Here is a 9,366-nt window from a genome sequence, read left to right as displayed (position 1 = left end):
TACAGGGTTATGGAGATCTGAGGCGATCTAGCACAACTTTACGGCCATGGTCTTATTTTCCTGTCAACTCCTGCATTAAGCATCCCTCAGCCAGTAAAAATTTATAAAAGCCGCCCAGTAAAAAATCTTATATGTATGGCCATCCTGTAAATCACCTGGTGTGCATATGACGTGACGATTATCACCTTTATAGCTCCAATTATGTGCACAGTGTCCGTCTCCGTTTGACCACTGCACGCCAAATGGATTCCAGGGGACTGCAGCCACCTCAATGGAAATGCCCTCGTGATGCTGGCATGTCACAGTATCTCCGTTAATGTTGAGGGAGGTTACATGGCCATCACAATAGACATATATCGTATCAATCCCCGTCGTATATTGAATATAAACTTCTGCGGGCGCTGACGTAGCCAAGGCTGTCAGCATGGCAAGAAAAACGTAGTTATGGCAGTTTTTAAAAGGCATCAGAGAGTCACTCTGTAAGTCAATATATTGGTGGTGAGGGCTAAGGATGGCACACATATCGCCTCTGTGCGTGCAGACAGCGGAAGAACACGGCAGGGTTTTGCTGACATACAGGGTTATGGAGATCTGAGGCGATCTAGCACAGCTTTACGGCCACAGTCTTTATTTTCCTGTCAACTCCTGCATTAAGCATCCCTCAGCCAGTAAAAATTTACAAAAGCCGCCCAGTAAAAAATCTTATATGTATGGCCATCCTGTAAATCACCTGGTGTGCATATGGCGTGATCACCTTTATAGCTCCAATGATCTGCACAGTGGCCGTCTCCGTTTGACCACTGCACGCCAAATGAACTATAGGCACCTGGAGTCACCTCAATGGAAATGCCCTCGTGATGATGGCATGTTGCAGTACCTCCGCTAAAGTTGAGGTTGAATTTCTGGCCATCACAATAGACATGTATGATATCCAAGCCCGTCGTATATTGAATATAAACTTCCGCGGGCGCTGACGTAGCCAAGGCTGTCAGCATGGCAAGAAAAACGTAGTTATGGCAGTTTTTAAAAAGCATCAGTCAGTCACTCTGTAAGTCAATATATTGGTGGTGAGGGCTAAGGATGGTACATATATCCCTTCTGTGCATGCAGACAGCGGAAGAACACGGCAGGGTTTTGCTGACCTCATGAGAGATCCTATGCATATTGGTCTATTCACACATGACCAGTGGCGCTATGATAGTAATACCTCAAACAATAAAGTGCTTATGCCACCATTATCAGCACCTGCGATGGGCAGGGATGCAGATACCCTTCTACTGACGACTATTCGCCAGCAAGTGAAAGGGCATACACCCCGTGAGTTTGCTGGGGATATGCCTGAAGCTGCGGTTCTGATCGCGCTGACCAGGGATGAGAGCAATCCCGAAATTATTTTTACCCGCCGTTCAACCCATATGAATACCCACAGCGGTGAGGTTGCCTTTCCCGGAGGAAAGCGTGACCCGGAGGATATGAATCTGGAGATGACGGCGCTAAGGGAAAGCCATGAAGAGATTGGGCTCTCCCCCTCAGACGTTGAAGTGCTGGGTGCGGGGAATGATGTGATGTCCCGTTTTGGTTTGAGAGTCCGGCCTTTTATCGGTGTTATCTCTCCCAGTGTTGAGTTGGTAGCCAATACCGATGAACTGGATCGTATTTTCCGTGTGCCGGTGCGTTTCTTCCTGGAGCAGGGCCGGATACGCACAGACCGCATCACTTACAAGCACAGGGCCTATCAAGTGCCGGCCTGGCAATATGGGGAATATCATATCTGGGGTTTGTCAGCGATTATGCTGGCGGAATTTTTGCAGTTTGGCCTTGGGGCGGACTTTCGCCTTTGATTGAGAACTGCCTTTCTCTGGTAAACGCACTGTTTGTGGTAATTTAATACTCCCTTTATCTGTCTCAAGAGTCATTTTAATGATTTACCAACTGGGCGAAAGAACCCTGGAGTGTCAGGGAGAAGACTGGTTTATTGCTGACAATGCCACCGTAATCGGTTCCGTGGTGCTCGGGCACAATGCCAGTGTCTGGTATAACGCAGTGATACGTGGTGATAATGATCTGATTACCATTGGTGAAAACAGTAATGTGCAGGATGGCTCTGTGCTCCATACCGACCCGGGTATTCCTCTGACCATTGGTAAAGGCGTAACCGTTGGCCATAAGGTCATGCTTCACGGCTGTGAGGTTGGCGACTACAGTCTGATCGGTATTAATGCGGTGATTCTTAATGGCGTGAAAATCGGCAAGTATTGCATTATCGGCGCTAATGCTCTGATTCCGGAAGGCAAGGTGATTCCTGATGGTTCCGTGGTTATGGGTTCGCCGGGCAAAATTGTAAAAGATGTTACCGATTCCCGGAAACAGATGCTGGAAATGTCCGCAGAGCATTATGTGCAGAATTTCAAGCGTTATAAGCAAATGCTGAAGGTGGATGAACGGTTTGCGCCTGCGTGATTATCTCATTAGTTCTCCCTGTATTTCCGTCTGCGAGCTGGATGAAAACAATATCTGTACAGGCTGTTTTCGTACTATCGAAGAAATTCGCGACTGGGGTGTAATGACCCGTGAACAGAAACTAAAAGTGCTGGAGAACAGCGGGGAGAGGCAGGAAAAGTCCGGGGACAAAGCATCCCCGGAATAATATTTACTGATTCCGCTTATCCCAGACTTTTACAGTTTTCACCATGTTGTCCCGAATCTGCAGAATTTCCATCCGGTAATTGCCAATGGCCAGGCAGACACCGGACTCGGGAATCTCTTCCATATATTCGGTAATCAAGCCATTTAGGGTTTTCGGACCGTCAATGGGCAGTTCCCAGTCCAGGGACTTATTGGTTTCCCGAATGCTTGCGGAACCATCAATAATAAAAGTGCCGTCTTTCTGTGGGGTGATATCCTGGCTGATGTCGTCTACATCAGTAGTAAATTCACCGACAATCTCTTCCAGAATATCTTCCAGGGTAACCAGTCCGCGTACATCGCCGTATTCATCCACAACAAAAGCTGAACGCAGTTTCTGTTTCTGAAAGTTAATCATCTGGGTGTGCAGGGGAGTGACTTCCGGTACGAAGTAAGGCTCGGTTGTTTCGTTTAACAGCGCCGCTTTGTTAATGTCCTCCAGATTCAGCAGGCGGGCAATATTTCGCATATGCAGAATGCCGATAATATTGTTGATATCCCCTTTATAAATCGGCATACGGGTATGCTGGGTGGTACGCAGCTGGTCGAGAATATCAGCAATATCTTCTTCGATATCTATACCGACAATTTCATTGCGGGGCACCATGATATCGTCAACGGTTACCTTCTCCAGGTCGAGAATATTCACCAGCATGCCTTTGTGGCGGGCAGGGATGAGACTGCCGGCTTCGTTCACCACCGTGCGCAGTTCTTCCTGGCTGAGCTGGTCACCGCTGGCATCAGCGGGATTGACCCCCAGTAGCCGCAACAGGGCATTGGAGATGGTGTTGGTCACAACAACAAATGGATAGAGCAGGGTCAGTAAAGGTTTAAGCACGACGGAGGCAGGAAAAGCAATCTTCTCAGGGTGCAGTGCAGCCAGGGTTTTTGGCGTGACTTCTCCGAAAATCAGCACCAGCAGTGTAAGACCCAGGGTGGCAATGGCAATACCGCTGTCACCCCACAGACGGATGGCGACAATGGTGGCAATGGAAGAAGCAAGAATATTGACGAAGTTATTGCCAATCAGGATAACCCCAATCAGTCTGTCGGTACGCTCCAGCAGCTTGCTGGTGCGGATGGCTCCCTTGTGTCCGCTTTTTACCATGTGCCGCAGGCGGTAGCGGTTCATGGCCATCATGCCTGTTTCCGAGCTGGAAAAGAATGCGGAAAGAAAGATCAGGAAAAACAGGACGCCCAGCAGTATGCCGATGGGTGCTTCGTTCAAGGTGGTATGCTCTCAGTTTAGAACCAGGTCAATAACAAATTTGCTGCCAAGAAAGGCCAGCATCAATATGGCAAAGCCGCTCAGGGTCCAGCGGATAGCGGTTTTCCCCCGCCAGCCCAAAAAGGATCGTCCGGCTACAAGGATACCAAAAAGCATCCAGGCCATAACCCCCAGAACTGTTTTATGGGCGATGTTCTGGGCGAACATATCTTTCAGGAAAACAAATCCGCTGCCCAGGCACAGGGTCAGCAGAATCAGGCCGGCCCAGATGAATTCAAACAGCAGTTTTTCCATGGTCTGCATGGGCGGAAAAGCCCGGACAATGCCAGTGGGGTGATGGTGTTTCAGGTGGTTTTCCTGGTAGGCCAGCAGCAGGGCCTGAAAGGCGGCAACGGTGAGTACGCTGTAGGCCAGGATGGAAACAATAATATGAAAAACAATACCCGGCTGGTGCAGAACCAGAGGTGTCTGCGGACCTTTCAGAAAGGCACTGGCGGCGATGGTGACAATATTCAGGGGCAACAGTACAACCAGCAGGTTTTCTACCGGTTTGCGTATACTGCTGATCAGGACAATAAGGATCACCATCCAGAAACTGAGGGATGCCGCAGCATAGAAATGCAGGTTGATGCCATGGCCGGTATGGAAGATCTGGCAAATACCGAGGCACTGGGCTGCGGCACCTGCCAAAGCCGTCAGTTGAACCGACAGTTTATTAATTTTCCACCCTTTGATTCGCAACCACTGACTCAATGCGCTGCATGAATACAGAATGATTGCGAGGATGCTGAGCACTTCTAATATCATTCGCCTACCTTCCCTCTGTTGGGAGAGTTTGGCATAAGCTGTGTCAGTGGTGAAGTGCTGCAGCCCCTGCTTTCAACCGGAAGGTGCCATTAAATACCTGTTCGGGGCAGATTTTGTTCAAATTTCAGGAGGGTGGAGCTTCTCCATATTATGAAATCCGGGATTGGGGATTCTTAAACCCGGGGTGCAGGAGTTGCGGCCATAGGGGTATAATCCCCCGATTTACAGTTATTCACATCGCCAGAATCAAGAGAGCGCCGGATGTTTGAGAACCTTTCTGATCGCCTGTCAAAGACACTCCAGCATGTCACCGGCCAGGCGAAACTTACTGAAGACAATATCAGAGAAACCCTGCGTGAAGTGCGCATGGCCCTGCTGGAGGCGGATGTCGCCCTGCCGGTAGTCAAAGAGTTTGTCGGTCGTGTGCGTGAACGTGCGGTTGGCCAGGAGGTGATGCAGAGCCTCAGCCCGGGTCAGGTGTTCGTTAAGATCGTGAATGCCGAACTGGTTGAGGTGATGGGGGCAGCCAATGATGAGCTGAACCTGGCCACCCAGCCACCCGCCGTCATCCTGATGGCGGGTCTGCAGGGGGCGGGTAAAACCACCTCTGTGGCTAAACTCTCCAAATGGCTGAATGAGCGTAAGAAAAAGTCCGTGATGGTGGCGTCTGCGGACGTTTACCGCCCTGCGGCGATCAAGCAGCTGGAAACCCTGGCCAGTGAAGTGGGTGTGGCGTTTTTCCCTTCTTCTACCGAGCAGAAGCCCGTCGATATCGCCCGCAACGCCATTCAGGATGCGAAGCAGAAGCATATCGATGTGGTGATTATCGATACCGCCGGTCGTCTCCATGTTGATGAAAGCATGATGGACGAGATCAAGGATCTCCACAGTACTATCAACCCCATCGAAACCCTGTTCGTGGTTGACGCCATGACCGGTCAGGATGCGGCCAACACCGCCAAGGCCTTTAACGATGCCCTGCCCCTGACCGGTGTGATCCTGACCAAGGCCGATGGTGACGCCCGTGGTGGTGCTGCCCTGTCTGTGCGTCATATTACCGGTAAGCCCATCAAATTCCTGGGTATGGGCGAGAAGGTTGATGCCCTGGAACCCTTCCATCCTGACCGTGTTGCCTCCCGTATCCTGGGTATGGGTGACATCCTCTCCCTGGTGGAAGAGGCCGAGCACAAGCTGGATAAGAAAAAGGCTGACCGCCTGGTGTCCAAGCTCAAGAAGGGCAAGGGCTTTGATCTGGAAGATTTTAAAGACCAGCTGCAGCAGATGAAATCCATGGGTGGTCTCGGCGGCCTGATGGACAAGCTGCCGGGCATGGGCAATATGGCCCAGGCCGCCCAGAATCCCCAGGCGGACAAAATGTTCGTGCAGATGGAAGCCATCATCAATTCCATGACTCCCAAGGAACGCCATAACCCGGATGTGATTAACGGCTCCCGCAAAAAGCGTATCGCTGCCGGTTCCGGTACCCAGATTCAGGATATTAACCGTTTGATCAAGCAGCATAAGCAGATGGCCAAGATGATGAAGAAGATGACCGGCAAAGGCGGCATGGCGAAAATGATGCGCGGTCTTGGCGGCATGAAAGGCCAGCTGCCCGGAGGGATGGGAGGCATGGGAGGAATGGGCGGTATGCTCCCCCCTGGTGGAGGCAAAAAGTTCCCGTTCTGATTAAGACTATTGGTGATATAGATAAAGAAGAGTCAAAAGCCGACCAGCTTTGGACTCTTTTTTATAAGCGGTATTTTATAGTCAGTATGGTTTTCCCTTCCTCTATGGTGGCAAGGGATTATCTGTCTTTATAGTATGCACCATGATCTGTAAGCCCACTCCCGTTCTTCATCCTTCGGTGATGGGTGAAGAATATTTACACTCTCTGGGTGTTCGTTTTTAACCCCTTCCCACCATTTCATATCTTCACTTTGCCTTTCTGGAAGAGGCTTGTCTTCATAGTCTGGGTCGGCGATAGATTTTGGATAGGTCATGCTTGGGTCGATGATGATATTTTTGCCAGCGCTGAGAAGGTCGTCTTTCAGCGTAGGTATGAGTCTCTCGTCTGAGTCGCCTACCATCAGGACATGGTCAATGCCCTGGTCACTGAGGTGTTTGACGTATCCCTTGCCTCCTGGAGCGTTGTTGAGCATCTGCTGGTATTCTAAAGCCGATGTCACAAGGACATACTCCATTTTTCCTGCGCCTTCCCCATGGGAAATAACCTCCATGTAGAATTCCTCATATTTTTTCAGGGTGAACCCCTGTCTGTATCTCTCCATTTGAAACCCAGATGCCCCTGGTTGCACTGCCCGTTTATCCCAGGTGCTGATGACATCGGTAAAAGTAACCCGGTCATCAGACGCATACCGTTCATACAGAAGATCAATTTCGGATTTTTCTACTCGCCAGCGAATGGGTTTTGCTTCAGAGAAACCTACCTTGGCTCTTCTTCTTGTTCCCGGGGGAGATGTTACTGATCTGTATGTGGACATCTTTCGGGATTCCATTACATTGATTCTCGTTAACAAAATGTCAACCTTACCCCCCGCAGCAAGGATGCGGTTAATGGCCTCAATCGTTTCTGTAGCATTGGCGGATAGATCAAGGCTGAGAGCAAGGCAAAGCAAAGAGAGTATTCTGGAAATCATACTCGTCACTACTATAGGTGTGGTATAGGCATAACCGACTGCAATCTGATAGAGCCAGCGTTGTACTCTAGGAATCGGCTCCTGCCGGGTAGTGTGCTGCTAGGAGAGTCTGTAGGGAGGGGGCGCTTCATGGAGTGTATCCCGGAGCAATCTGTACCAACAGTAGTCGTTTTTATACGATTTTGTGGTCATTTTTCCTGATGTTGCATAAAACTGGAAATGCCGTAGAATACTGCGCCTTTGCGGAGGAAGGCTCTGTGCCTTCGTTCGCCCGGAAACAGCCTCTGCCAGCCCCGTCTGGGAATGCTGCGTTCGGTTACAAAAGAGGCAGATTTCGTCGTTTTGCCGTAAGGCTCTGCTTACTACAGGAAGAGAATATTTCATGGTAACTATTCGTCTGGCCCGGGGCGGCTCCAAGAAGCGTCCTTTTTATCACCTGACCGTTGCTGACAGCCGTAACGCCAGCACTGGCCGTTTCATCGAGCGCGTAGGTTTCTTTAACCCGCAGGCTCGTGGTCAGGAAGAGCGTCTGCGTGTTGACACTGACCGTGTTAACCACTGGGTTGAACAGGGCGCTCAGCTGAGCGATCGCGTCAAGCAACTGCTGAAAAGCGCTTGATGACTGTTGCCGGTGAAGCTGTAAATGCACCCGCTGACCTTCTGGTCATGGGGCGCATAACGGCGCTATACGGGATCAAAGGCTGGGTGAAGGTGTACTCCTTTACTGATCCGATGACCAATATCCTGGACTACCGGCAGTGGCTATTGCGATACCCCAACGGTCGTAATCAGACCGTTAAACTCGACGGTTGTCGTGTTCATGGAAAAGGGCTTATTGCTCTGCTTTCAGGGACCACGGACCGGGACGCAGCCCAGCAGTTTGTTGGTGCGGAAATCCTGGTTAACAGTCGGGAACTGCCGGCCCCGGCAGCTGATGAGTATTACTGGCATCAGCTGGAAGGTCTGACAGTACTGGCCCGGAATAATGACGACAAAGACATTAATCTGGGTAAGATTCATCATCTGATGGAAACCGGGTCCAATGATGTGCTGGTGGTGCGTGGCGCCAGTGGCAGTATCGACAGGCGGGAACGCCTGATACCCTGGCTGGAAGACCAGATGGTGGATGAGGTGAACCTTGAAGAAGGGTTCATCCGGGTCGAATGGGACCCGGAATTTTGAACATGAATACAGAATGAGGTTCGATGTCGTAACCCTTTTTCCTGAGATGTTCGCGGCGATCACCGACCACGGTGTAAGCAGCAGGGCGGTCAGGCAGGGGTTGATTGAGGTGCATACCTGGAATCCCCGGGAGTTTACCCATGACAGACATCGGACAGTGGATGACCGGCCTTATGGCGGTGGTCCCGGCATGTTGATGAAAATTCAACCTCTGCGTGATGCAATACAGGCGGCAAAGGAAGCTGCTGGTCCTGATACGACCGTAATCTATCTCTCACCCCAGGGGCGCAGGCTCGATCAGGGGGGAGTACAGGAGCTGGCTGAGAGGAAGAGGCTGGTTTTGGTCGCAGGACGGTACGAAGGCATAGATGAACGGCTGGTAGCCACAGAGATTGACGAAGAGTGGTCTCTGGGTGACTTTGTCCTGACTGGCGGCGAATTGCCCGCCATGACCCTTATCGATGCCGTATCGCGCTTTGTACCGGGCACCCTGGGTCATCAAGATTCCGCTCAGGAAGATTCATTTGCTGAAGGCCTGCTTGACTGTCCTCATTACACCCGACCTGAGGTGTTTGAAGACCGGCCGGTACCGGAAGTTCTGCTTTCGGGTAACCACGAGCATATTCGCCGGTGGCGGCTTAAGCAGTCACTGGGACGCACCTGGCTCAGACGCCCTGACCTTCTTGAAGGCAGAGCGATGACCGGTGAAGAAGAACGGTTGCTGGCGGAGTTTATGCGCGAACATCATGACGCGGATAATGACCCGACAGTTTGGTAAATGACTTTTCGATATTGAGTGGGTTCTCG

The 9,366-nt window shown here is 50.9% G+C and carries 12 protein-coding genes; 7 read left to right on the top strand and 5 right to left on the bottom strand.

The window, feature by feature from the left end; genetic code table 11:
- Window positions 1-75: 75 nt before the first annotated feature.
- Both ACY2RQ_RS18160 and ACY2RQ_RS18155 read right to left on the bottom strand, forming a co-directional pair.
- A complete protein-coding gene (locus ACY2RQ_RS18160; protein WP_490114418.1) occupies window positions 76-465 on the bottom strand; it encodes a hypothetical protein in 390 nt (129 codons plus the stop codon).
- Between the two features lie 185 nt (window positions 466-650).
- Window positions 651-1,034, bottom strand: coding sequence for a hypothetical protein (locus tag ACY2RQ_RS18155; protein ID WP_490114417.1), 384 nt, complete (start codon window positions 1,032-1,034; stop codon window positions 651-653).
- A gap of 111 nt (window positions 1,035-1,145) precedes the next feature.
- On the opposite strand from ACY2RQ_RS18155, the gene ACY2RQ_RS18150 reads away from it, so the two are divergent.
- From ACY2RQ_RS18150 to ACY2RQ_RS18140, 3 genes are all read left to right on the top strand, one after another.
- On the top strand, window positions 1,146-1,841 hold the full coding sequence (locus ACY2RQ_RS18150; protein ID WP_490114416.1) for an NUDIX hydrolase: 696 nt from the start codon (window positions 1,146-1,148) through the stop codon (window positions 1,839-1,841).
- A 79-nt stretch (window positions 1,842-1,920) separates the two neighbouring features.
- Window positions 1,921-2,460 (top strand): gamma carbonic anhydrase family protein, encoded by a 540-nt coding sequence (locus ACY2RQ_RS18145; RefSeq protein WP_490114415.1) that lies wholly within the window; start codon window positions 1,921-1,923, stop codon window positions 2,458-2,460.
- The gene (locus tag ACY2RQ_RS18140) at window positions 2,438-2,647 is read left to right on the top strand and encodes a DUF1289 domain-containing protein (RefSeq protein ID WP_490114414.1); all 210 of its coding nucleotides are present in this window, start codon (window positions 2,438-2,440) and stop codon (window positions 2,645-2,647) included. The genes ACY2RQ_RS18145 and ACY2RQ_RS18140 overlap by 23 nt, the downstream gene beginning before the upstream one ends.
- 3 nt (window positions 2,648-2,650) lie before the next feature.
- On the opposite strand, the gene ACY2RQ_RS18135 is transcribed toward ACY2RQ_RS18140, so the two are convergent.
- Entirely contained in the window at window positions 2,651-3,913 is a 1,263-nt protein-coding gene (locus tag ACY2RQ_RS18135) for an HlyC/CorC family transporter (RefSeq protein ID WP_490114413.1), read from the bottom strand.
- A gap of 12 nt (window positions 3,914-3,925) precedes the next feature.
- Window positions 3,926-4,720, bottom strand: coding sequence for a cytochrome C assembly family protein (locus ACY2RQ_RS18130; protein WP_490114412.1), 795 nt, complete (start codon window positions 4,718-4,720; stop codon window positions 3,926-3,928).
- Between the two features lie 261 nt (window positions 4,721-4,981).
- Here ACY2RQ_RS18130 and ffh point away from each other — a divergent pair, with 261 nt between their 5' ends.
- Complete coding sequence (gene ffh / locus ACY2RQ_RS18125) at window positions 4,982-6,406, top strand: signal recognition particle protein (protein WP_490114411.1); 1,425 nt, start codon at window positions 4,982-4,984, stop codon at window positions 6,404-6,406.
- Between the two features lie 128 nt (window positions 6,407-6,534).
- Here the strand turns inward: ffh and ACY2RQ_RS18120 are convergent, their stop codons facing one another.
- Window positions 6,535-7,377: a hypothetical protein gene (locus tag ACY2RQ_RS18120; protein ID WP_490114410.1), complete on the bottom strand. Its 843-nt coding sequence runs from the start codon at window positions 7,375-7,377 to the stop codon at window positions 6,535-6,537.
- 382 nt (window positions 7,378-7,759) lie between these two features.
- Here ACY2RQ_RS18120 and rpsP point away from each other — a divergent pair, with 382 nt between their 5' ends.
- From rpsP to trmD, 3 genes are read left to right on the top strand one after another with little or no spacing between them, the layout of a single operon-like run.
- Window positions 7,760-7,996: a 30S ribosomal protein S16 gene (gene rpsP, locus ACY2RQ_RS18115; protein ID WP_490114409.1), complete on the top strand. Its 237-nt coding sequence runs from the start codon at window positions 7,760-7,762 to the stop codon at window positions 7,994-7,996.
- Entirely contained in the window at window positions 7,996-8,559 is a 564-nt protein-coding gene (gene rimM, locus ACY2RQ_RS18110) for a ribosome maturation factor RimM (RefSeq protein ID WP_490114408.1), read from the top strand. Before rpsP ends, rimM begins: the two co-directional genes overlap by 1 nt.
- A 13-nt stretch (window positions 8,560-8,572) precedes the next feature.
- On the top strand, window positions 8,573-9,337 hold the full coding sequence (trmD, locus tag ACY2RQ_RS18105) for a tRNA (guanosine(37)-N1)-methyltransferase TrmD (RefSeq protein ID WP_490114407.1): 765 nt from the start codon (window positions 8,573-8,575) through the stop codon (window positions 9,335-9,337).
- Window positions 9,338-9,366: the final 29 nt, after the last annotated feature.

It is taken from the genome of Parendozoicomonas sp. 209JJ7-1 (assembly GCF_058147085.1).
Note: the sequence above shows the minus strand (reverse complement) of the source record. Positions and strands in the feature narration are given on the sequence as shown.